Source organism: Lysinibacillus sp. ZYM-1, from assembly GCF_001308875.1.
Taxonomy (GTDB): Bacteria; Bacillota; Bacilli; order Bacillales_A; family Planococcaceae; genus Lysinibacillus.
Genome location: NZ_KQ465151.1, coordinates 1 through 24,180, shown reverse-complemented (window position 1 = coordinate 24,180; position 24,180 = coordinate 1). Strand labels below are relative to the sequence as shown.

At 38.7% G+C, this 24,180-nt stretch carries 24 protein-coding genes and 1 riboswitch; of the genes, 7 read left to right on the top strand and 17 right to left on the bottom strand.

The window, feature by feature from the left end:
• Positions 1-226 precede the first annotated feature (226 nt).
• Both AO843_RS22065 and AO843_RS22060 read right to left on the bottom strand, forming a co-directional pair.
• Positions 227-427, bottom strand: coding sequence for a cold-shock protein (locus AO843_RS22065; RefSeq protein ID WP_054613220.1), 201 nt, complete (start codon positions 425-427; stop codon positions 227-229).
• A gap of 206 nt (positions 428-633) precedes the next feature.
• On the bottom strand, positions 634-861 hold the full coding sequence (locus AO843_RS22060; RefSeq protein WP_197278986.1) for a hypothetical protein: 228 nt from the start codon (positions 859-861) through the stop codon (positions 634-636).
• A gap of 399 nt (positions 862-1,260) precedes the next feature.
• Between AO843_RS22060 and AO843_RS22055 the strand changes: the two genes are divergently transcribed.
• Positions 1,261-2,424 carry a pyridoxal phosphate-dependent aminotransferase gene (locus tag AO843_RS22055; RefSeq protein ID WP_054613218.1) on the top strand — a complete coding sequence of 388 codons (1,164 nt, stop codon included), beginning with the start codon at positions 1,261-1,263 and terminating at the stop codon, positions 2,422-2,424.
• Positions 2,425-2,471: 47 nt separating this feature from the next.
• On the opposite strand, the gene AO843_RS22050 is transcribed toward AO843_RS22055, so the two are convergent.
• Entirely contained in the window at positions 2,472-2,981 is a 510-nt protein-coding gene (locus AO843_RS22050) for a PPC domain-containing DNA-binding protein (protein WP_054613217.1), read from the bottom strand.
• Between the two features lie 122 nt (positions 2,982-3,103).
• Positions 3,104-3,209, top strand: a riboswitch (SAM riboswitch).
• A gap of 88 nt (positions 3,210-3,297) precedes the next feature.
• Between AO843_RS22050 and AO843_RS22045 the strand changes: the two genes are divergently transcribed.
• From AO843_RS22045 to AO843_RS22020, 6 genes are all read left to right on the top strand, one after another.
• Positions 3,298-4,128, top strand: coding sequence for a MetQ/NlpA family ABC transporter substrate-binding protein (locus AO843_RS22045; RefSeq protein WP_054613216.1), 831 nt, complete (start codon positions 3,298-3,300; stop codon positions 4,126-4,128).
• 104 nt (positions 4,129-4,232) lie between these two features.
• The gene (locus tag AO843_RS22040; protein ID WP_054613215.1) at positions 4,233-5,258 is read left to right on the top strand and encodes a methionine ABC transporter ATP-binding protein; all 1,026 of its coding nucleotides are present in this window, start codon (positions 4,233-4,235) and stop codon (positions 5,256-5,258) included.
• Positions 5,251-5,913 (top strand): methionine ABC transporter permease, encoded by a 663-nt coding sequence (locus tag AO843_RS22035; RefSeq protein WP_054613214.1) that lies wholly within the window; start codon positions 5,251-5,253, stop codon positions 5,911-5,913. Before AO843_RS22040 ends, AO843_RS22035 begins: the two co-directional genes overlap by 8 nt.
• A gap of 13 nt (positions 5,914-5,926) precedes the next feature.
• A complete protein-coding gene (locus AO843_RS22030; protein ID WP_054613213.1) occupies positions 5,927-6,706 on the top strand; it encodes an enoyl-CoA hydratase/isomerase family protein in 780 nt (259 codons plus the stop codon).
• 14 nt (positions 6,707-6,720) lie between these two features.
• The gene (locus AO843_RS22025) at positions 6,721-7,881 is read left to right on the top strand and encodes an alpha-hydroxy acid oxidase (protein ID WP_054613212.1); all 1,161 of its coding nucleotides are present in this window, start codon (positions 6,721-6,723) and stop codon (positions 7,879-7,881) included.
• Positions 7,878-9,074 (top strand): CaiB/BaiF CoA transferase family protein, encoded by a 1,197-nt coding sequence (locus AO843_RS22020; RefSeq protein WP_054613211.1) that lies wholly within the window; start codon positions 7,878-7,880, stop codon positions 9,072-9,074. The genes AO843_RS22025 and AO843_RS22020 overlap by 4 nt, the downstream gene beginning before the upstream one ends.
• A gap of 134 nt (positions 9,075-9,208) precedes the next feature.
• Here AO843_RS22020 and AO843_RS22015 read toward each other — a convergent pair whose 3' ends face one another.
• The 14 genes from AO843_RS22015 to AO843_RS21950 all read right to left on the bottom strand — a co-directional run bounded on the left by AO843_RS22015 (position 9,209) and on the right by AO843_RS21950 (position 23,439).
• A complete protein-coding gene (locus tag AO843_RS22015) occupies positions 9,209-10,408 on the bottom strand; it encodes a glycine C-acetyltransferase (RefSeq protein WP_197278985.1) in 1,200 nt (399 codons plus the stop codon).
• Positions 10,409-10,467: 59 nt separating this feature from the next.
• Positions 10,468-11,544 (bottom strand): hypothetical protein, encoded by a 1,077-nt coding sequence (locus AO843_RS22010; protein ID WP_054613209.1) that lies wholly within the window; start codon positions 11,542-11,544, stop codon positions 10,468-10,470.
• 101 nt (positions 11,545-11,645) lie between these two features.
• On the bottom strand, positions 11,646-12,281 hold the full coding sequence (locus tag AO843_RS22005; RefSeq protein WP_054613208.1) for a YczE/YyaS/YitT family protein: 636 nt from the start codon (positions 12,279-12,281) through the stop codon (positions 11,646-11,648).
• A 130-nt stretch (positions 12,282-12,411) separates the two neighbouring features.
• Positions 12,412-12,906 (bottom strand): Cys-tRNA(Pro) deacylase, encoded by a 495-nt coding sequence (ybaK, locus tag AO843_RS22000; RefSeq protein WP_054613207.1) that lies wholly within the window; start codon positions 12,904-12,906, stop codon positions 12,412-12,414.
• Positions 12,907-12,930: 24 nt separating this feature from the next.
• Complete coding sequence (locus AO843_RS21995) at positions 12,931-13,656, bottom strand: hypothetical protein (protein ID WP_054613206.1); 726 nt, start codon at positions 13,654-13,656, stop codon at positions 12,931-12,933.
• A 326-nt stretch (positions 13,657-13,982) separates the two neighbouring features.
• Positions 13,983-14,582: a VanZ family protein gene (locus tag AO843_RS21990; protein ID WP_231630229.1), complete on the bottom strand. Its 600-nt coding sequence runs from the start codon at positions 14,580-14,582 to the stop codon at positions 13,983-13,985.
• A gap of 96 nt (positions 14,583-14,678) precedes the next feature.
• Entirely contained in the window at positions 14,679-16,217 is a 1,539-nt protein-coding gene (locus AO843_RS21985) for an acyl-CoA carboxylase subunit beta (RefSeq protein WP_054613205.1), read from the bottom strand.
• A gap of 141 nt (positions 16,218-16,358) precedes the next feature.
• Positions 16,359-17,141, bottom strand: a complete 783-nt coding sequence (locus AO843_RS21980) for an enoyl-CoA hydratase (protein ID WP_054613204.1) — start codon at positions 17,139-17,141, stop codon at positions 16,359-16,361.
• On the bottom strand, positions 17,138-18,055 hold the full coding sequence (locus AO843_RS21975) for a hydroxymethylglutaryl-CoA lyase (protein ID WP_054613203.1): 918 nt from the start codon (positions 18,053-18,055) through the stop codon (positions 17,138-17,140). The genes AO843_RS21980 and AO843_RS21975 overlap by 4 nt, the downstream gene beginning before the upstream one ends.
• A gap of 14 nt (positions 18,056-18,069) precedes the next feature.
• The gene (locus AO843_RS21970) at positions 18,070-18,282 is read right to left on the bottom strand and encodes an acetyl-CoA carboxylase biotin carboxyl carrier protein subunit (protein ID WP_004225532.1); all 213 of its coding nucleotides are present in this window, start codon (positions 18,280-18,282) and stop codon (positions 18,070-18,072) included.
• Between the two features lie 69 nt (positions 18,283-18,351).
• A complete protein-coding gene (locus AO843_RS21965) occupies positions 18,352-19,710 on the bottom strand; it encodes an acetyl-CoA carboxylase biotin carboxylase subunit (RefSeq protein ID WP_054613202.1) in 1,359 nt (452 codons plus the stop codon).
• Between the two features lie 15 nt (positions 19,711-19,725).
• Positions 19,726-21,360 (bottom strand): AMP-binding protein, encoded by a 1,635-nt coding sequence (locus tag AO843_RS21960; RefSeq protein ID WP_054613201.1) that lies wholly within the window; start codon positions 21,358-21,360, stop codon positions 19,726-19,728.
• A 199-nt stretch (positions 21,361-21,559) separates the two neighbouring features.
• Complete coding sequence (locus AO843_RS21955; protein WP_054613200.1) at positions 21,560-22,702, bottom strand: acyl-CoA dehydrogenase; 1,143 nt, start codon at positions 22,700-22,702, stop codon at positions 21,560-21,562.
• A gap of 119 nt (positions 22,703-22,821) precedes the next feature.
• Positions 22,822-23,439 (bottom strand): TetR/AcrR family transcriptional regulator, encoded by a 618-nt coding sequence (locus tag AO843_RS21950; protein WP_054613199.1) that lies wholly within the window; start codon positions 23,437-23,439, stop codon positions 22,822-22,824.
• Between the last annotated feature and the right edge of the window lie 741 nt (positions 23,440-24,180).

Genomic DNA, 24,180 nt, shown 5'->3' with positions numbered 1-24,180 from the left:
GCTTTCAAAAACGACTCAACCATCTGACACCGATAGAATATCGACATCAGATGGCTGCTTAGTCTTTTTTAAACTGTCTACTTGACAGGGGTAAGTCCAACCTGGGCTTTTTTTGAAGTTTAGGTTTAGGAAAAATATGAAATCTTACATTAATAAAAAACACAACAACCTAAGCAAATTCTGAACAAAAACCACTCTACTAATGAGTGGTTTTCTTCATTAAAAATTAAAGTTTTACGATGTTTGCAGCTTGTGGTCCACGTTGGCCATCTTCTACTGAGAATTCAACTTTTTGACCTTCTTCAAGTGATTTGAATCCGTCACCTTGGATAGCTGAGAAGTGAGCGAAAACGTCTTGTCCGCCTTCCATTTCGATGAAACCAAAACCTTTGTCTGCGTTAAACCATTTCACTGTACCTTGTGCCATTTATAATGACCTCCATTAATTGTATTAAATAAAATCATACTACTTCAAAAGAAAAAAATTCACATATTACAAAAAGTATCTAACAATACACGATTACTCTTTGTAATATGTGAATTCATTGTTCCCTTGCAAACGATTTTATTACATCAACTATATGTTAAAAAATCACATTTGTCTAGTGTAAAAGCGAACTCATTAACTATAAACTAAGCTAAATGACCGCCAACAAGGTTTTCACGTTTAAGCGCTGTTCCAGCATCTGTGAACGATACTGCTCTTGATGTAAGTCCAAATTTTGCCCTAATTGCATCCACCGTATGACCAAGAATCTGCCGTTTGTCCTTACGATCATCAAATAAATCTAGTTGGATATTTCGCTCCGGTTCAAGTTTGGTCAACCTAACAGATAATTGGTGTGCTGGCTCCCCCTTCAAAATATTTATCTATCTAACAGCTCAGTACATACCTTATATATATCCATTGTTTCATTAATTGGAATTTCTTCCGTTTTAGAACGATAAAATCTTTTAGTCATTGCTCTATCACTGTACCTTGTAAAACAAAAAAACTGAAATGAATCACCAACAATTTTAATAATCTTGATACGCCTTTGTGACACTGTGCTATAGCCACTTGACTAAAGAAGATAAACGAACAGCTATCGAGTTATTTGATAAAATACTGTAATTTAGTCGCTTTTTGGTCGCCTGTGGTTTTTTAGAGTATTTCAAACCTTTATTTATAAAGGGTCTAGACAATTAACAAAAAAAGTAATACTATTTGCTTCATATTCTTCAATAATAATTATTATATTCTGAAAAAGGTGATCATGCATGGAATTCTCTAAAAAACTACAGCAATTACCCACTCAATTTTTTGCGGCACTCGTTCAAAAAGTAAACAATGCCTTAGAAGAAGGGCGTGATGTTATTAATCTTGGTCAGGGAAATCCCGACCAGCCAACGCCTACTCACATCATTCAAGCATTACAGGAAGCAGCTGAAAATCCTCAAAACCACAAATATTCGCCGTTTCGTGGTATCGCTGAATTACGTCAAGCGGCAGCCGATTTTTATAAACGGGAATATGATGTGGAGATTGATCCCGATACTGAAGTAGCCATTCTTGGTGGTACAAAAATTGGTCTTGTTGAGCTACCTTTGGCTGTGTTAAATCCAGGTGATACGATGCTCTTACCAGACCCAGGCTATCCTGACTACTTATCAGGTGTTGTATTAGGTGATGTAAATTTTGAAGTTATGCCACTTTTTGCTGAAAATAATTTCTTACCTGATTATGATGCCCTATCTAAAGAAATTAAGGAAAAAGCGAAGTTACTTTACTTAAATTACCCAAATAATCCTACAGGTGGTACAGCAACACCTGAATTCTTTGAAGAAACTGTTCGCTTTGCGAAGGAGCATAATATTATCGTATCACATGATTTTGCTTATGGTGCGATTGGGTTCGATGGCAATAAACCGATTAGTTTCTTACAGGCTGATGGTGCAAAAGAAGTCGGAATCGAGATGTACACATTATCGAAGACTTACAATATGGCAGGATGGCGAATAGGCTTTGCTGTTGGTAATGCTGAAATTATTGCTGCTATTAATCTTATTCAGGATCACCTGTTTTGTAGCCAATTCCCTGCTATTCAACAGGCAGCAGCTGTTGCACTTACATCTTCCCAAGAGTGTGCAGAAAAACTGAGAGCTACCTATGAGCGTCGTCGAAATGTACTAATCGAAGAAGCTCGAAGAATTGGCTGGCAGGTGACAGCACCAAAAGGTTCCTTCTTTGCCTGGCTCCCTGTCCCAGTAGGTTTTACAAGCGAACAATTTGCCGATTTATTGCTCGACAAAGCTGATATCGCTGTGGCAGCAGGCAACGGCTTCGGTCATTATGGCGAAGGTTATGTGCGTATTGGTTTACTTGTTAGCGAGGAACGCTTGCGTGAAGCAATCCAGAGAATTGAGCAATTAAAATTATTTTAACTTGTAACAATATAGAGTCCTGTAGCTTTCTCTAGCTACGGGATTTTCTATTTCTCAATCTTTCTTGGAAACTCTAATCCATGCTCTAATGGGTAAAATTGTACATGACCTGTTTCATCGTCCAACTTGCGGATATGCTGAATGCCTTGAACCTCTGCCAGCACTATATCAACAGTAATGACGATATTCCCACCCTTTATAAAATGGCCACCAGATACCACTCCCCACTGATCACTCATCGAACCATGGAAATGAGTTTCATAGCCTCCCTCTCCATCACGCTTACAAACAACTCCTGAACCTTGGATAAATTCAAGTGGCCCTGCCTTTTCGATCACATCACTGTATTGTACGTTAATTTTGGAGGTTTCATCAGGTACTAAATATACAAAACTACTTTTTTGAAAGCTGCCAATACAACTAACAATTGTTGCTGATTCAATATTATTCTCTTCACAAAGTGCCTCCATTCCTTCAATGATGTCTGTCCCCATTAGTAGACGGGCACTAATTACCTTACCAAACGAACCTATCCCATAAGTAACTCTTACAGACATTTTTCTCCCTCTTTCACGACGAAATATTATAACAATATAAAAAATTTCAAAAATATTTATTGACTTACTATACCCTATAAATTATATTAGTTCTATCGGAAATACAAAAAAATAATATGAATCTCTTATCAAGAGTAGCTGAGGGACTGGCCCTATGAAGCTCGGCAACCTCCTTTTATAAAGGAAGGTGCTAAATCCTGCAAACGAAATTCGTTTGATAGATAAGAGAGGACTTTTTTCATGAGCCTCTCTTAATTTGTAAGAGAGTTTTTTTATTTTCAAAAAACCGATAAAACAATTTTTGGGGGTAGTTTTCATGAAAAAGAAAAATAAGATTTTAGTTGGTTTAGCAAGTCTTACACTAGTAGCAGCACTAGCAGGCTGTGGCTCTAAAGAAGATAGTAAAGGACAAAATGAAGCAATCGATGAAAATAAAATAGTTGTGGGTGTCACTTCAGGACCCCATGAGCAAATTGCAGAGGTTGCTGCTAAAGTAGCAAAAGAAAAAGGTCTAGAAGTGGAACTAAAATCATTTTCTGATTATGTTTTACCAAATACATCCTTAGCTGAAGGAGATCTTGATGCAAATAGCTATCAGCATAAGCCTTTCCTTGAAACATTTAATAAAGATCATGATACGGATTTAGTAGCAGTTGGCAAAACAATTTTAAATCCAATGGGTATTTACTCTGAAAAATATAAATCATTTGATGACATTCCTGATGGCGCGACTTTTGGCTTACCGAATGACCCAACAAATGGAGCGCGTGCCCTCTTCGTTTTACAAGAAGCAGGCTATATAACATTGAAAGATGGAGCAGATTTAACAGCATCAGTTCGTGATGTAGAAGAAAACAAAAAGAATTTAAAATTCATTGAATTAGAAGCTGCGCAAATTCCTAAGCAGCTTAGTGAAGTAGATGTAGCAGCTATTAATACAAACTTTGCGTTGGAAGCGGGTATTAATCCGAAAGAGGACTCTATTCTTTTAGAATCTACTGACTCTCCATATGTGAACTACATTGTGGTTCGTGCTAAAAATGAAAATGACCCAACGATTAAAAAGTTCGTTGAGGCTTATCAATCTGATGAAGTGCGCAAATTCATTGAAGAAGAATTCAAAGGTTCTGTGATCCCTAGCTGGTAATACATGCAACGAAGCTTCTATAAGCTAGAGAATCTGCCAAAATTCCCAATGGAAACCGAGCAGATTCTTGCTTTTTAGAAGTTTAGAAAGGAGCAATCAATCTTATGATTCAATTACAAAATATATCAAAAGAGTATAAGACAAAAAAAGGCATTATTAAAGCTGTGGATGGAATCAATCTTCATGTAAAAAAGGGACAGATTCATGGTGTTATTGGCTATAGTGGTGCTGGTAAAAGTACACTTATTCGTTGTGTTAATTTACTAGAACGCCCCTCGGCAGGAAAAGTTTTGATTGACAATGTCGACATTACTGCCCTTTCTCTTAAAGACTTACGCCAAACACGCCAAAAGATCGGAATGATTTTTCAACATTTTAATCTCTTAAAGACGGCAACCGTTTACAACAATATTGCTGTTCCCTTAAAGCTACTTGGTTATAACGATACAGAAGTAAAAAACCGCGTGGCTAAATATGCAGAAATTGTAGGTTTAACAGAAAAACTAGATAGCTACCCTAATCAGCTTTCAGGTGGTCAAAAGCAGCGTGTCGCAATTGCACGCGCATTAGCACAAGAGCCGGAAATTTTACTTAGTGACGAAGCAACAAGTGCACTTGATCCTGAGACAACGGAGGCCATACTAGAGCTTTTACTAAAAATTAACCGTGAATTAGGAATTACTATCCTACTGATCACACACGAAATGAATGTAATTCAGAAAATATGTGATGAGGTATCTGTTCTAGAGTCCGGAAAAGTAGTGGAGTTTGGTACTGCTATTGAGCTCTTTGCAAAGCCACAACATCCCACAACGAGAAAGTTTTTAAATACCATTTCACAACGGAATTTATCTCCTTCTCTTATCGAGCAATTAAATGTTTCAGGTAGTGTAATTCGTTTAACATTCCTTGGTGAAAGTACTGGTAAGCCATTATTAGCAGAAGTCAGCAAAGTATACGACGTACAGCCAAACATACTAACGGCAAATATCATTGAATTAAAGAATGGTATTGTTGGTAACATCGTGGTGCATTTAAACGGAGAACCAACTATTGTCCAAAAAGCACTAACATATTTTATTGAAAATGGTGTTACTGTGGAAGGATTAGGAGGCGAAATCAATGAATAGCTTTTTTACTGATTGGTCAGAGGTTATTGGAAAAGCAATTATCGAAACATTTCAAATGGTCGGAATTTCCCTATTCTTTTCTATTCTAATTGGAATTCCATTAGGACTTTTAATTGTTTTAACACGACCTGGTCAATCCTTTGAAAATAAATTTCTCTATCAATTTTTTAACCTATTCATCAATATTATTCGTTCTGTTCCATTCATCATCTTATTATTCTTCATTTTACCTTTTACAAAGCTTATCGTCGGAACAACGATTGGTGTCAAAGGCGTTATTGTTCCGCTTGTAGTTTATACGGCTCCATATATCGCACGATTGATGGAATCTGCACTTTTAGAAGTTGATTCGGGCGTTGTTGAAGCCTACACCGCAATGGGTATTAAACGTCGCCATATTATTTGGCATGTTTTATTACGTGAAGCACGCCCATCTATTATTTTAGGCTTAACTATTGCTACAATTGGATTGATTGGCGCAACGGCTATGGCGGGAATGGTTGGTGCTGGCGGATTAGGTGACCTTGCTTACCGTTATGGTCATTTACGCTATGAGGTGGATGTCATGTATGCAACTGTGTTTATCTTAATCATCCTTGTACAAAGCATTCAATCCATTGGCAACCGCATTGCTGCGAAATTGAAGAAAGACTAAGAGGAGGATATCGATGTCAACTGAAATTTATGTAGAGAAAAATGGCTATATCGCAACGTTAGTGTTAAACCGTCCGGATAAACGGAATTCTTTATCAAGAGCCATGTTTCAAGCTATAGTAGACCAGCTAGAGCAGTTACGTACAGAATCTTCTATCAAGCTATTAATTGTGCGTGGTGTCAATGAAGTTGCCTTTTCCTCTGGTGCTGATATTAGTGAATTTTTGGATATTCGTTATGCTGCGGATAATGCCAAAGCCTATAATGATTTAGCTTTAAAAGCGATTGATGCCCTCTATAAATTTCCACATCCAACGATTGCAATGATCCAAGGCCTAGCAATCGGTGGAGGCTTAGAGTTAGCCAACGCTTGTGACTTTAGATTGGCGACACCGCAGAGTAAGCTTGGCATCACAGCTGCGAACATTGGTATTGTCTATAATCTTGAGAGCACCAAACGTCTAATCAATATTGTTGGTGTCGCCAAGGCAAAAGAAATGTTATACACAGCAAACATTTTTACAGCTGAAGAAGGAAGAAGCATTGGCTTGATTACCGCCCTACACGAGCCAGAGGAAATTGAAAATGCTACACTGCGATTCGCTGAACATCTTTTAAGTAAATCATCTATTGCAAATGCAGGTATCAAAAAAATTATTCAAGCTATAGTGGATGGTGAAAATGAAGAAAGCGATGAGCTGGCACAATTGATTCTCGATTCATTCAGTTCTGATGATTATAACGAAGGTATTGAAGCTTTTTTAAACAAAAGAAAGCCTATTTTCAATAAATAAGTGAGGTAGTAACGATGACAAATACAACTGATGGTGACCTACTCTTAAAAAATATAAGTGCCCAAGCACCCTTCCCTATTTGTTTTGCAGATTTAGAAAAAGCTGTAGCAGAAAAAATTCCAGCTGGGCCTTTCGGCTACATTCGCTCAGGTGCTGGTGGTGAGCAAACACTGCGCAATAATCGTACAGCTTTTGAAAAGTACTCCATTGTTCCCCGCTTTTTAAATGATGTATCAAAAGTTAATACTTCCATTAATTTGTTCGGGAAAACATATCCAACGCCTTTGCTCTTTGCCCCTGTTGGCATGAACGGAATGGTTCACGATGAAGGTGAACTTGCCGTTGTACGTGCTGCTCAGCATTTAAATATCCCATATATTCAAAGCACGGTTTCCACTTATGCACTCGAAGATGTTGCCGAAGCCGCCACTTCATCAACAAAATGGTTCCAATTGTATTGGTCTACAAATGAAGAAATTGCGTTCAGTATGGCTGCACGAGCAGAGGCGGCTGGATTTGAAGCCATCGTTTTAACGGTCGATACGGTAATGCTTGGTTGGCGAGAAGAAGATGTGCGCAATCAATTTTCACCGCTAAAATTAGGCTACGCAAGAGGAAATTATATGAATGATCCTGTCTTTACGGCTTCCTTGCCTAATGATTCATTTGAATCCTATGTACAGGGTGTCCTGCAAAATGTCTTCCACCCCACACTCAATTGGGAACATGTTCGAGAATTAAAACGACGTACAAATCTCCCTATATTATTGAAGGGAATCTTACATCCTGAAGATGCAAGGCTAGCCATTGACAACGGAATTGACGGTATTATCGTATCAAACCATGGCGGCCGACAATTAGATGGTGTTATTGGTTCACTTGATGCGCTTCCTGCCATTGTGAAAGCTGTCAATAGACAAATTCCTATTATTCTAGATAGCGGTGTATACCGTGGCATGGATGCATTAAAGGCTCTTGCCTTAGGAGCAGATGCTGTTGCGATTGGGCGTCCATTCGTCTATGGACTGGCTCTTGACGGACAACAAGGTGTCGAAAAAGTAATGACAAATATCTATGATGAATTAAAGGTTTCCATTGCATTAGCAGGCGCGACCTCCATCAAAGGGTTACGTAACATCACAATAGTCAAAAATGATGGGACTGAGGTTATATGAAACAAGCATTAAAGGGATTAAAAGTTGTTGATCTATCCCAAGTATTAGCTGGTCCCTATTGTACGATGGTCTTAGCGGATATGGGTGCAGAAGTCATTAAAATTGAGAAATATCCAAATGGCGACGACACCCGTACAATGGGTCCGTTTGTTAATGAAGAAAGTCATATGTATATGATCGTTAATCGAAATAAAAAAGGTGTTTGTTTAAATTTAAAAACGCCAGAGGGTTTATCCTTATTTAAAGAGCTTATCCAATCTGTTGATGTACTTGTGGAAAACTATCGACCAGGTGTTACGAAAAAGCTCGGTATTGATTATGATACATTAAAATCCATCAACCCTGGACTAATTTACTGCTCTATTTCGGGATATGGACAAACGGGTCCCTATAGTCAAAAGGGTGGCTATGATATTATGGCACAAGGTCTAAGCGGTTTAATGCATATGACTGGTGAAGCAAATGGTCGACCTGTAAAAGTTGGCTTTGCTGTCAATGATATTGCCGCTGCCCAAACAGCCTTGCAATCTATTTTAATGGCTTATATTTATAAGCTGCGTAGGGGCGAGGGGCAGTATATAGATGTATCTTTAGTAGAGTCAGGACTAGCCTGGACTGTTTGGGAGGCTGCCGCTTACTTTGGTCAAGGTGAGTTACCTGATCGGACAGGGACTGCTCATCGAGTATCCGCACCCTATCAAGGTTTTAAAACACTGGATGACTATATCTTAGTAGGCGCTGGCAATCAAAAGCTATGGGAAATTTTTGCGATACAGGTTGTCAACCGACCTGATTGGTTAGACAATCCTCTCTTTGCTACTAACTATTCACGCGCCCAACATGTGAAAGTTCTGGAGGCAGAAATTGAGAGCGAATTAACAAAGCATAAAGCGACTTACTGGCTGGCGCTTTTAGATGAACACGGCGTACCGTCCAGCCCCATCTATTCCTATGATCAAACATTGAATGATCCTCATATTTTAGAGCGCGGTATGGTCGTATCCTATGAACATCCAACTGCTGGACCAATGAGGACACTAGGTTTTCCAGCAAAATTCTCACTAACGCCGGGACAATTAACTAATGCAGCCCCTACTTTAGGACAGCATAATGAAGAAATTTTACAGTCATTAAATATCTCTAATCAAGAAGTTCAGCAATTAAAGGCAGCGAAAGTTATTAGCTCAAAATAAGGAGCCATTTATTTAGGCAAGTTATCCGTCACATTTCTTGTTCTATCCGTCTATTCAGGCGAGCTTTCCGTCACATTTCTTGTTCTATCCATCAAAAAAAGCTACCTCATCAAATGAGGTAGCCTTTTTGCTTTTTATTGAATAACACCTAATTCACGACCAACTTTTTCGTAAATCGCTAATGCATCATCAAGCATTTCCTTTGTATGAGCTGCTGTTGGCATATTACGAACACGCCCTGTACCTTTTGGAACAGTTGGGAAGACAATGGATTTTGCATACACGCCTTCTTCAAATAAACGTTTTGAAAAATCCTGTGTCAGCTTTTCATCGCCAATAATACAAGGTGTAATTGGCGTTTCAGATTCACCTATATTAAAGCCAAGCTTCTCTAATCCAGCTTTTAAATAGTTACCATTATCCCAAAGCTTATCGTGAAGCTCTGTAGAATCAATCAGCATTTGTACAGCAGCAGTAATGGCTGCCACATCTCCTGGTGGTAAAGCTGTCGAGAACAGGAATGGACGTGAGCGAACTTTCAACCAATCAATTAAGTTCTTCTTACCAGCTACATAGCCACCCACAACGCCAATTGCTTTTGATAGCGTACCAATTTGGAAGTCAATCTCTTTTTCAAGTCCAAAATGCTTCACAGTTCCTTTACCTTTACCTGTTACACCTGAACCATGTGCATCATCCACATAAGTAATTAAATCAAACTCTTTGGCAATTTCCACAATTTCAGGCAATTTAGCAATATCACCATCCATTGAGAACACACCATCCGTAATAACCATAACTTTATTGTACAATCCTGATTCTTTTGCAGCTTTTGCCTTGGCACGTAAATCATCCATATCTGAGTGATTAAACGCAATGATTTTCGCCTTAGATAAACGGCAACCATCAATAATAGAGGCATGGTTTAATTGATCAGAAAGAATCGCATCGTTTTTATCCATGACCGCAGAAATAGCTGCCATGTTACAATTAAAGCCTGATTGATAAGAAATAGCTGCTTCTGTTCCTTTAAATTCAGCAAGCTTTTCTTCTAATTTAACGTGTAAGTCAAGTGTACCGTTAATTGTACGAACAGCACCTGCACCCACACCATATTTATCAATCGTCTCTTTGGCAATACGCTTTAATTCCTCATTTGTTGCTAAGCCTAGATAATTGTTAGAGGATAAGTTAACAAGATTTTTGCCACGCACCTGAATAATCGGGCCATTTGCACCCTCTACTGGATCAATTTCATTGTATAAGCCTTGTTCATGTAAGGCTTGTAGGTTTTCATCTAAAAATGCATTCAATACTTTTGACAAGCGTATCATCCTTTCCTAGGAAAACTGTTTCTAGCTCCTAGTTTAGCACAAGCAAGCCATTAGCTAAATTACTTTGTTAATCTTTCGAATAATGGCGCTGTTTTTTCTCGCCATAAAGCAGCAGATAGACAATTATCTAATAGTCGGCGTACTGTATATTCTGCTTCTGCATAACGCTTTGAATAGCCCATCGCATCCTGCATTGCTTCTTTATAGCGCGCTCTTACTGTCCCAACTGCCATTTCTGCCTCCTCTGTTAGCGTACAATGCTGCCCAATATCAAATATTTTATCTCCTAATCGACCATCCTGTGGATCATAAACATGGGGTTCCGTGCTATCAAAGATACAGAAATTTAGTTCTGGGATAATGACCATATCCACAGATCCCGCATCTAAGCCACACCATACAATTTGTGCATCGAGACCTCTTGCATTCGCTTCATCTGCTAAGCCCTTCATCAAGGAAGATTTGCCTGTACCCGGTTTACCTTTAATCATTAATCTCGTCGATATATTTTTCGTAATACTTTCAACTGTATTTTCTGCACCTCTAGGCGTTAATGTTCCAAGTAAACGGTGTGTCCGCTCACCCGTTTTATTTAAGACAATAGATTGGAAAACCTCCGACTTTAAATTTTCCACCTGGTCATTTAATGCCTGCCAATTCATGCAACTTTGTGTCGCAATCTCCCAATCATCGTGGAGCTTGATAGCCTGATTTAGCTTAGCAATACATTTATCATGCCAAGAAGTACGTTCCTGCACAGCATCAGCAAGTTGCTCACCAATCTTCTCAAGCTGTACATCCTCTAAGCAATCATAAAAAGACAAAACACGATGCTTCGTACCAAGCATTGTCGGCTCAATATCCCATTCTGATGCCCATACATAAAGCCTATTGCAACCTTTTACATAAACAGCCTCGACGACTTCCTCTAATAAAGCATGCTTAAACCATTCGACAGCAAAGCCTTGTTTAACATAAAAATAACCTAGTTCTTTTAACAGCTCTGATCCTTTAAATGTTGATGCACCCTGTAAAAAATAAACTAGCTCTGCTTCTTCCATCATTTCTTTATATAAATGTTTCACACCTTGCCCAGTCAATGCGTGTCCAAAATAATACGTCACATTTCCGTTCAAATGTCGTTCCTCCTTTAGCTTCTGCCTTGCATTATATGAAGGAACACTAAAAAAGATGAAAAGCTACCCCTATCCTTGGCAGATAAAAGTAGCTTTATTGTTTAATAAAATGGCTTCATACCTTCGATATTACCAATACATCTCATTAACACTTTACGACAATAAGGTAATGAGTATTGCACAATATAGCCTGAAGTTAAAGCAATTAATACCGTTCCTACTCCAACTGGTCCACCTAGTAGCCACCCAACAATGGTCACTAGTACTTCGATCCCCATTCTCGCAGTTTTAATGGATCCGCCAAATCTTTCAACCAGTATCATCATTAATGTATCACGTGGGCCTGCCCCCATATTTGGGGCAATATACATACCGCAGCCAAAGCTTAAGACAAATAAACCAATGATAAAATATGTAATTTGTAGACCATATACATCCGTTGAAGGCAACAACCAGTTAAATACATCAATGAATGAACCGATTAGTAGCATGTTCAGCCATGTACCAATCTTGGGCCATTCTCGCAATACAATCGATGTTGAAGCGACAATAAAAAGCCCTGTTAAAATAGACCATGTACCGATGGTTAATCCGAAATTTTGAAATAATCCCACATGCAAGACATCCCAAGGACTCGTTCCAACTATTTTCCCTTTTATAGACATCGTAATTCCTAGTGACATTACAATTAACCCACCAATAAAAAATGTCCAGCGCCACCCCATTATTTTGCGCATTTCTTATCCCTCTCTCTATGTATGATAATGCTCTAACTGTATCATATTTTCTACAAATATCGTGAGATAGTGCTTGTGAGTGGATTGATTAATAGCGGACTTCTATTCAAATTAAAAAAACTACCCATTTTCACAAATGGGTAGTAGTAATTGGGGCAAGCTGGGCCTTTGTAATATTTTTCAAATCATCTAGCTGCACATGGATTTGCATACCGATTTTCCCCGCACTAACAATGATACTTCCATGTTGATGAGCAGATTCATCGATAACAGTAGGATATAACTTCTTCATGCCAATTGGCGAGCATCCACCACGAACATAACCTGTAAAACCAAGTAAATCTTTTACAGCTAGCATATCAATCTTCTTTTCCCCGACAATCTTTGCAGCAGCTTTCAAATCCAGCTCCTCAGCCACTGGAATGACAAATACAAATAATTTTTGTGCACTTGCCTTTGCTACTAACGTTTTAAAAACACGGGCAACAGGTTGATCAATTTTTTCTGCAACAGACACACCATCGACTTGACCGTCTCCAGTATCATATTCAATCACATCAAAATGGATTTTTTGCTGCTCTAATATTCTAATTGCATTTGTTTTCGTATGCTTTGCCTTTGCCATATCTGTAATCTCCCATCTACAACATCAAGCTATCAAAGAGAACATAGAATCATTGTCTGGGCGATAGCCGTTCTTCGTCATTTGAACATGAGCCGCATACTTTTCAGAAGCCTGTTTGAAGGCACTCAATTTAAATACAACGTCATGACTCCTACCGAAAATTGTATCTGCAAATGGGTCCAATTTCAATTTCTTCGAGAAACGTTCTGGAACCTTCACTGGAATAACTTCACTTACAAAAGGTGATGCATGTTCATCTATTGTATCAACTTCAGCGTTCGATTCATGTACTATCTGTTGAATTTGAGCGTTCATGATTTCTGCTACACGTAAATCTTGCGGAGAAGGCTCTTTCGGTGATAGTGCTGCATTTCGCACTTGCTCTAAAATTTGTAATGTATCATTAAATTCCGGATTGGTTACAGCTGTTAATTCGGCATGATCACCACTTCCCCATTTATAGGTTTGCTCATGTGCACGGACACTCTCTTTAGTTTGCTGCAATTCTTCCATAATGGCCTGCTGTTGAGGTGTTACTTCATTTGAATCTTCTTGTTGTTGCTCATATAAATCTTGATCCGTCCGTCCTAACAGTAGATTCTCAAGCTCAAGCAATAATGGATTTTTCTTTGGTTGAAAATACATAGCATTTTTTCGATATGCATTTCCCGCCTCTTTACGCTGCAAGATCTTTTTACGATTAAATGGTGACGACAATCTTTCTTGCTCCATTGAATTAGATATTTTCATAGTTTTCACCTCATCCTTCTATCTTCATATGCCAATTAGATTCTAGATATGAATATCTTTTTTTACTATATCTATTCCATCTGAACAGTTTCTGTACACTCATTATCGGAATTTTCATTATTAAATTCAAGTATAAATTACTACTAACCACCTAAAGAGATACAAATTATTTTCTGCATTAGGTATAAAGACCTTATTTCCAAAATGTTTACCTCGTTCATTTATTACTTTTATTTTGATTTCAATAAAAAATACTACCATTAACACAAAATAAATAGTGTTTATTAATTTTAAAAAAACAGCCTCTATCGATACTGGCTGTTTTCTCATTTTTTTGGTTTAATCAATAGGCCTTTATAAGCTAAATAACCGAGCCATGCACCAATTGTATTTAAAATTAAATCATCAATATCCGCAGAGCCCACTGTAAAAATAAATTGAATGGTTTCTACAGTAAGACTAGCGAAAAAGCCTAAACAAATTATTACCCATGCTTTACGGAATTTCTTCGATAGTAATGGCAGTAAAAAGCCCATAGGGGTAAAAATTAATAAGTTGCCAAGTAAGTTAATGATTATGGTATCCCAATTAAAATATTGAGAGTAGTTTATATAGCGGAGAATGGTTTCAAAGGGAACAAAATTAGTGGTTAATCGCCAACTACTGTAATCAAACAATCCTAAGTCACCTATAGAATAATCACCTTTCCATAACACAACGACTACATTAACTAAGCGATCAATAACCAATTTATAAAAAGCTATAAAGGAATAGATGCTAAATAAAATCCAACCAATTATCTTTATTGGCAAATAGTATGTATCAATAACATCTCGATATGGTAATGGGAGCTTGGCATTACCTTGAACATCCGTTATGTTGTTTTTCAACATGCTTAACACCCACTTCCCTTTATTCCTTCCCATATTTTAATATGCTCTCCTAGACCATGCAAGTAGCTGATAAAATTTATCAGCAAAAAAGACTGTCTCCTGACAGAGAGACAGCCTTCCCATAAGTATTTATACTGGGTTTACCCCATGCTTACGTTGTGAGAAAAGTAAGTATTTTGACATGTAAAGCTCTAAACGATTTTCAAGTACCTTGCGCAATTCATTTGGCTCAATCACATCATCAATAATTAATTCTGATGCTAATCGATACACATCAATTTCCTCTTGGTACTCTTTACGTTTTTCAGCAATAAAGTTTGCTTGCTCCTCTTTTGGAAGTTCAGCAATTTTATTGGCGTAGACCGCATTGACCGCAGCTTCTGGCCCCATTACTGCAATCTGTGCATTTGATAATGCGATACAGCAATCTGGCTCAAAGGCAGGGCCAGCCATTGCATATAAACCAGCACCATATGCTTTACGAACAATGACTGTTAGTTTTGGAACAGTCGCTTCACTCATAGCAAAAATCATTTTCGCTCCATGACGGATAATTCCAGCTCGTTCAACCTGTGTACCAATCATAAAGCCTGGGACGTCCGCTAAGAATAATAGCGGTATATTGAATGCATCGCAAAGAGAAATAAACTTGGCCGCTTTATCTGCAGAGTCGTGGAATAATACGCCTCCCTTAACACGAGGTTGGTTAGCGATAATGCCTACCGATTGCCCATTAATGCGTGCAAAGCCAGTAATTAATTCCGACGCAAATAATTTCTTCACTTCACAAAACGAATCTTCATCGATAATACGCTCAATTAACTTATACATATCAAATGGAACGTTTTGGTTTTGTGGGATCAGTTCCTCAATAGTTTTATCAAATGTAGCAGGTGGTTTAGGTGCCTCCACCTTGCTACGTTCTGCATAGTTATTAGGGAAATAGCCTAAATATTTTCGAGCATAAGCAATGGCCTCTTGTTCTGTTTTGGCAAGCACATCTCCACAGCCAGAAACAGAACAGTGCATTTTTGCGCCACCCATTGTTTCTAAATCTACTTTCTCTCCGATTACCATTTCAGCCATACGTGGAGACCCTAAATACATGGATGCGTTTCCTTCAACCATGACAACGATATCGCAAAATGCAGGAATGTAAGCACCGCCTGCAGCAGACGGACCGAATAGTAAACAAATTTGTGGCACTTTACCTGATAGCTTGACCTGATTGTAGAAAATACGGCCTGCTCCCCTTCTACCTGGGAACATTTCTAATTGATCTGTAATACGTGCACCTGCTGAATCGACTAAATATAGTAATGGACAGTTAAGTTTTTCAGCAGTTTCTTGAATACGAATCATTTTTTCAACAGTGCGTTTTCCCCAAGAGCCAGCTTTAATAGTTGAATCGTTAGCTAATACGCAAACCGTGCGACCATGAATTTTACCAATTCCTGTGACAACACCATCAGCAGGTAAATCTCCTGCTAAACAGTTTGCATAGAGGCCATCTTCTGATTGAAGACCATCATCTAGTAATAGTTCAAGACGTTCACGTACAAATAGCTTCCCTTGTTGCGCATTTTTGTCATGATATTTTGGTAAACCACCTGTTAGAATTTTATCTTTCATTGTAGGTGGCGTATTTTCTGTTGATATATTGCTCATGTTTAATTCCTCCCTTTACCCCATCAATTACGCCAAAATTATTGTTCGGCGCTTTCATTGTCCTTTACACATGCGCCAAAAAATCAATTAAAATGCGCTTAGATTTCAGTTAGAGTTTTTAACCTGATTTAATCATCCTACTTATTTCCCTGAATATCGTGGTGCCCGCTTCTCTTGGAAGGCCAACAGACCCTCTAATCGGTCTTCTGTAGGGATCAGTGCACTATATGCAAGTGATTCAATTTTTAAACCCGTAGCTAAATCTACCTCAACACCCTGATTGATAGCCACTTTAGCCTGTACTAAAGATAATGGTGCATTTTTTGCCATTTCTTGAGCAAGCTGCTGCGCCTTCACCAATACCTCATGTGCCTCATGTATATACTCAACGATGCCATAATCTTTAGCTTCCTCAGCATTTAATCGACGTGCTGTATAAATTAATTCCTTTGCTTTTCCAATACCAATTAGACGAGGAAGTCGTTGCGTTCCTCCCGCCCCCGGAATAATACCGAGAGAGGTTTCAGTGAGACCTAACTTTACATGTGTTGCTGCGACACGTAAATCGCAAGCTAAGGCTAACTCTAGTCCTCCACCAAAAGCTACGCCGTTTAGCACTGCAATGACAGGTTGAGCGAGTGTCTCTACTTTCGCCACTGTGGCACCTATCAATTGGACGATTTGCTTAACTTGTCGATCAGTCATACCTTTACGTTCCTTTAAATCAGCCCCTGCACAAAATGCCTTTTCCCCAGCGCCTGTCAGTAAGACTACCCGCACTGCTGGATCTCCATTAATTTGATCAAGCGTATCGGATAGCTCTCGAAGCAACTGAACAGACATCGCATTCGCAGCCTCTGGTCTTGAAAGGGTAATAAGGCCAATACTTCCCTCTAGTAATTCAAAGCGAATTAGTTGAGTCATAATTGATTCGCACTCCTTTCATTACGGACAATCGCCATTTGCTTTGATGCAACAGCTTTGCCCAATTTCTGTTCAATAAAGAGTGCTGCCTCTAGCATTTTTTGTCGATCTACACCTGTTTGAATACCCATTTCATCGAATAAATATAATAAATCTTCCGTGGCTACATTACCTGAAGCTCCCTTGGCATAAGGGCAGCCCCCTAGACCACCAAGTGCACTATCAAATTTGGTAATACCTATTTCTAAAGATTTCATAATATTGGCCAGCGCCGTGCCACGTGTATCATGAAAATGCATCGCAAAGTTGTCAGCAGGATATCTTTTTAATAGTTCCTCTAAAAGAAACTCAACTTGAGTTGGTACACCAACGCCAATTGTGTCACCAAGAGAAATCTCAGTTACACCCATCTCTAATAATTTATCCGTTACACGCAGTACTTTATCGGGATGTATATACCCTTCATAGGGACAGCCAAGGACTGTTGAAATATAACCTCGGACATTTTTCTTTGCAGTTTTAGCCCCTAACACTACTTCCTCTAAAATCGGAAATGTATCGTCAATCGTTTTGTTAATATTACTTTGATTATGACTTTCACTTGCAGACATAAAAATACTTACTTCATCTACTTCTGCTTGCAAAGCTCGTTCTAAGCCTCGCATATTTGGTACAAGTGCTGCATAAGTAATATCCTTATTCCTTTTAATGGCTTGAAGAACCTCGACAGCATCTGCCAATTGTGGAATCCACTTTGGATGTACAAACGAAGTCACTTCGATGTAATTTAATCCTGTTTGACTCAACAAATTCACTAATTGAACTTTATCTGCTGTTGTAATATGTGTTTTTTCATTTTGTAAACCATCACGGGGACCGACTTCTTTAATCACGACATCCTTAGGTAGTTGCATAAAGAGGCCTCCTCTTATTCAATTTCTAAAATATCATCATCAACGTTAATGAAATCTCCCTCATTGGCAATGATTTTTGTTACCACGCCATCCTCTTCTGCTGCAATCGGAATTTCCATTTTCATCGATTCTAAAATGGCTACATCTTGACCTGCTGTCACTTTCTCACCTTCTGTTACGACGATTTTCCATACTGTTCCTGCCATGCTTGCTTTTACTGTTGCCATTGTCATTCACTCCTAATATTATTAATCATGCATTCGCACTTCCCATGAAGTACGAATGCCCATATATAGTTACTTTGTCTCTGCTAATTGCGGTAAATAATACTGCTCTACAAATTTAGTAGTCGTATAGCCATTTAAAAACTGTTCATGCGTAACGGTTTTCAGCAGCATCGGAATATTTGTTTGAATACCCTCCACTTTATACGCCTTTAGTGCTTGAGTTAGCCTCTCACATGCAATAGCCCTTGTTTCTCCCCACACAACCAATTTACTAATCATCGGGTCATAGAATGGCGTTACTGTTGAGCCCGTTTCTACACCACATTCATTGCGGATCCCTTCGCCAGCCGGTAATTCAAGAGTTGTAATAGTACCGGGAGATGGGAAAAACGTTGAAGGGTTTTCGGCGTATATACGCACCTCAATCGCATGACCTTGTTTAGTAATACTTTCTCTCGTAAATGTTAAAGGTAGTTTTGCAGCGATTTTTAATTGTTCTTCTACCAAATCGAGCCTTGTAATTTCCTCTGTGACTGGATGCTCTACCTGTAATCTTGTATTCATTTCTAAGAAGTAAAAGTTTTGATCTGCATCCACTAAATACTCGATCGTTCCAGCATTAACATAACCAATGTGCTTTGCAGCCTTCTCTGACGCTTCTAGCATTTTATCTCTTGTTTCTTGAGAAATGAACGGTGATGGTGCTTCTTCTACTACTTTTTGATTTCTTCGTTGAATAGAGCATTCACGTTCAAATAACGGAACAACATTGCCTTGATGATCGGCAATAATTTGGACTTCTACATGATGAGGGTTAGCGATAAATCGCTCCATATACATCGTGCCATCACCGAAAAACGACTGTGCACGTTTTTGATTCCCCTCAAAAGCTTTTGCAAGCTCATCTGCATTTTCGACAAGTTGCATGCCGATACCGCCTCCGCCTGCTGATGCCTTTAACATAATTGGATAGCCTAAACGTTCAGCGATTTCAGTAGCTTCTTCTGCATCCTTTACAGGAGCCTCTACACCTTCTACAATGGGAACCCCAGCAGCTTTCATTGTTTTACGTGCCTCTAATTTACTTCCCATTGAAGCAATAACATCAGCACTTGGTCCAATAAAAACTAAACCTGCCTCTGTACAGAGCTTTGCAAATTGTGCATTTTCTGATAGTAGACCATAGCCAGGATGAACAGCCTCGACACCACTTTCTAATGCAATTTCAATAATACGGTCGATATTTAAATAGCTTTGTGCCACGGGTGGTTTCCCTACACAATACGCCTCATCTGCATCTTTCACATGTAAGCTTTCAGCATCTGCCTCAGAATAAATAGCAACCGTATGAATATTTAGGCGCTTGCATGTTCTGATAACACGTCTAGCAATCTCCCCACGATTAGCAATCAATACCTTCTTGAACATATCCACTGCCCCTCCTTATCTTACGGTCATCAAAAAATCTTCTCGTAATTTATATTTTTGAACTTTCCCAGATGCAGTCATCGGATAGTGATCGATAAAGAAAATATGTCTTGGGATTTTATGTCTAGAGATTTTATCCCGACAAAAATCTCGAATCTCCTCTTCTGTTGCCTGCTCGCCTTCTTTTAAAATGATCCATGCTGCTGCTTCTTCTCCATAAACAGGGTCAGGAACCCCAGCAACCTGAACATCTGATATTTTCGAATGTGTATAAAGGAACTCCTCAATTTCACGGGGATATAAATTTTCACCACCGCGAATAATCATGTCCTTTAAACGACCTGTTACACGGACATAGCCCGCTTCATCCATTGTTGCCAAATCGCCTGTATGCAGCCAGCCATCTTGATCAATCGCAAGATCTGTCTCTTCTTGGTTTTTATAGTAGCCCTTCATTACATGATAGCCTCGTGTACATAGCTCCCCTTGTTCATTTATTGGTGCTTCCTCGTTTGTACCAGGAACAACAATTTTCGCCTCTAAGTTTGGTAAAGCTCGGCCAACCGTTTCCACTTTTAACACTAACGGGTCATCTGTTCTCGTTTGCGTAATAACTGGGGATGATTCAGTTTGACCATAGCAGATCGTAATATCTGTCATGCCCATTTTCTCAATGACTGCTTTCATCACCTCTATCGGACAATTAGAGCCAGCCATGACTCCTGTTCGTAAAGTTGAAAGGTTGAATGACTCAAAATTCGGTAAATTAAGCTCACTTATGAACATGGTTGGCACGCCATGTAATGCTGTGCACTTTTCTTGTTGAACGGTTTTCAGCACTTCTTCTGGTGAAAATTCCTGCACTGGCACCATCGTTCCACCACTAGTTGTAATAGCTAATGTCCCGATAACACAACCAAAGCAATGGAAAAAGGGTACAGGAATGCATAGTCGATCCTCTGCTGTTAAACGCATACACTCCGCAATGTTGACAGCATTGTTGACTAAGTTAAAATGTGTTAACATCACACCTTTAGGAAAACCTGTTGTACCAGACGTATATTGAATATTAATCACATTATCATAATGAAGGGATTGCTCTCTTTGCTCTAATTGTTCCTCGGTTACTCGATCGGCAGCAGTTAATACATCTGACCAATTTAGTATGCCGGGATATTTTGTCTCACCGATTAAAATAACATTTTTTAATAAAGGTAGTCGCTTTGATTGCAAATTACCAGGTTCACAATGTTCAAGCTCTGGACATAACTCTTGAAGTGTATTGATAAAAGAATGGTCTCGAAAATTTTCAATTAAAAAAATCGTTTTGGCGTCAGATTGCTTTAATAGATACTCCAATTCACTAGCACGATAATTAGTGTTTACCGTAACGATCGGAGCCCCCATCTTTCCTGTACCAAATTGAAGCTGTACCCACTCTGGAACATTGGTCGTCCATACTGCTATATGATCGCCCTTTTCAATTCCTAGAGACATTAAACCTCTTGCTACCAATCGTGCTTGATCATTTAGCTGCTCATAAGTCATTCGTAAATTCCTATCAGCATAGACCAATGCTTCATTCTGTGGGTACTTTTTAGATTGCTCATCTAGCAATTGACCAATTGTTTGATACACAAGTTCTGCCATGAAGATCCCCCTTATTTATGCTATTCCACTTCTTTCAGTAGTGAGATGAATACAGATTTGAGCTACTTTTCAGTAGGTATCCAAAAATCGCTGAAAGAAGTAAAAGCCTCCGGCAGATGTCACGAAATCGGAAAAGAGTGCTTTATGCAGCACAAAGCCGATTACGGACACAATTATGCCGAGGCATAATTGATTATGATTAACAGCCAATTAGACGAGAAATGACGAGACGTTGAATTTCAGATGTACCTTCACCGATTTCCATTAATTTTATATCACGTAAATGACGTTCCACATCATATTCTTTCATATACCCAGAACCGCCATGAATTTGAATTGCTTGATTACACGTACGGAAGCCCATTTCAGAAGCAAATAGTTTAGCCATTGCAGCTTCTTTGCCAAATGGTTTCTTTTGATCTTTTAGCCACGCTGCTTTATGTACTAGCGTACGAGCAAGCTCTATTTCCATCGCCATATCCGCTAATTTAAATTGGATAGCCTGTAGCTTCGAAATGGGTGCACCAAATTGCTCACGTTCTTTAGCAAACTTCAGTGCCTTCTCATAAGCTGCCTGCGCAATTCCAACAGAAAGCGCTGCGATCGAGATACGCCCACCATCTAATGTGTTTAAAAACTGGCTAAAGCCTCGCTTTTCATCCCCCAAAAGATTTGCTCGAGGGACGCGAACATTTTGTAAAACAATCTCACAAGTATTGGAACCACGAACACCCATTTTGTCATAGTTACAATTAATCGTTACACCTGGTGTATTCGTTGGCACAATAATAGAAGAAATAATCTTTTTTCCATCCTCGCGTTTACCAGTGATCGCAGTTACAATAATTTGTCGAGCGTATCCTGCATTGGTAATCCAGCATTTTTCTCCGTTAATGACGTAATCATCTCCGTCAATCACTGCCGTAGTGCGTGTTCCACCTGCATCTGAACCTGCATTAGGCTCTGTTAAACCGAATGCTCCTAATGTCTCACCCTTTGCTAATGGAACAAGCCATTCTTGCTTTTGTTCCTCAGTACCAAAGTTGTAAATTGGTGATGCTCCTAAGCTAACAGCAGCTGCATAGCTTAACCCTGTGCCCCCACATGCACGACCAATTTCCTCTACAGCTAAAGCGTAGGACACCGTATCACCGCCTGAACCACCATATTCTTCAGGAAATGGGATACCCAATAAGCCTAGTTCCGCCATCTTCTTAAAGCTTTCTATTCTCATCGTTGATGTCTCATCAACCTCACGAGCATACGGTTTAATCTCTTTCTCAGCAAAATCACGCACCATGTCTCGAATCATTACTTGCTCTTTTGTTAATTCAAAATTCATCCCTAATCCCCCTAATGTCAAATTTGCCATAGTAGATTTAGCTCAATGATAATTGCCCAAAGTAAATACCGACTAGTCGGTTTGTAAAAACAAATAATAAAACCAGTGTTTTCTACTGGCTACCCCTTTATCATAAATTGCTTTGCTTCCTCCATTGCTTGTTCTGTCACAATCGCACGCAATACCATATCAGTAAAAACATCTGTAATTTGCTCCATTGTTAATGGACCTGATTGCTTAAACCATTTATAAGTCCAGTTAATCATTCCTACAATTGCCATTGTGACAATGGTACAAGGCAATTCGGTACGAAAAACCTTTGTTTCTTGGCCCTCTGCTATCACTTTTTGTAAGATGTCCCGATAGTGATCTCGTTTTTTATGAATAATCTCACTATACTCATCTGAGAGTGAACGACTCTCTTCATAAAAAATTGTAATATGCGCTTGATACATATCAAATACTTGTGTCAGCGTTTGCAGCATCGCACATAACCGTGTGATGGGTGTGTTGTATTTGTCATATGCATCCTGTGATTGTTGAATAACATATGAAATAAAGACATCATGAATTTCATATAACAATTCATCTTTTGATTTAAAATTATGATAAAATCCACCCTTTGATGCCCCAATATATTCAACAATACGATCAACAGTTACATTGTGATAACCATCCTGCTGAAACAACTCAACTGAAGCGTCTACAATTCTTTGCTTTAACGTTTTCTTTACCATAGGCACCTATCATCCTTCATCTAGCACTATACGCCATCACTCCTTATAATCAGGAAAAACAAATCTCTTTTAAAGGAGTAATCTTTTTTTTCCTAATTATAAAAATACTATGACAATATAAATATAGCATTCTCAAAATTTGGTGTCTAGCAACAAATAGATTTTTCCTTTTAATACGAGCATAAAAATAACATTAAACAGAATTCAAAGATCCACAAACACATACATACCTTATGTTATACCACTCGTCTTCATGACAATTTTTAAAATTTGCTTTTCTTTACCCCTCAAACCATTTTCCATTGCTGTTCAAGAAACTATTTATAATCTCAAATTAAATGGCAATAACCTAACTTACTGAGCATGGAGCATGGGTTCCAATGTAGATTTTAACTACCCCAAATGTCCATGATATTGCAATAGTCAATCAAGATCATTCAACCCATGTACTACAATAATCAAGGTGAACTATTAATGGAGATAAAGCATTTATACGATTGGCTTACTGTAAAACTGTTGATGAGGAGTTTGGATGGATCCCTACTTCATGATTGTCAAAACTATAAGTAAAAAGAATCTGAATGATGGGACTATAAATAGAAAGAGGTTTTATGTTTGCATGGTTCCTTACTAAAAGTTTCAAATAAAAAAACAGCCAGCACACAGCTGACTGTTTTGGTTGCCTAGCGACGTCCTACTCTCACAGGGGGAAGCCCCCAACTACCATCGGCGCTAAAGAGC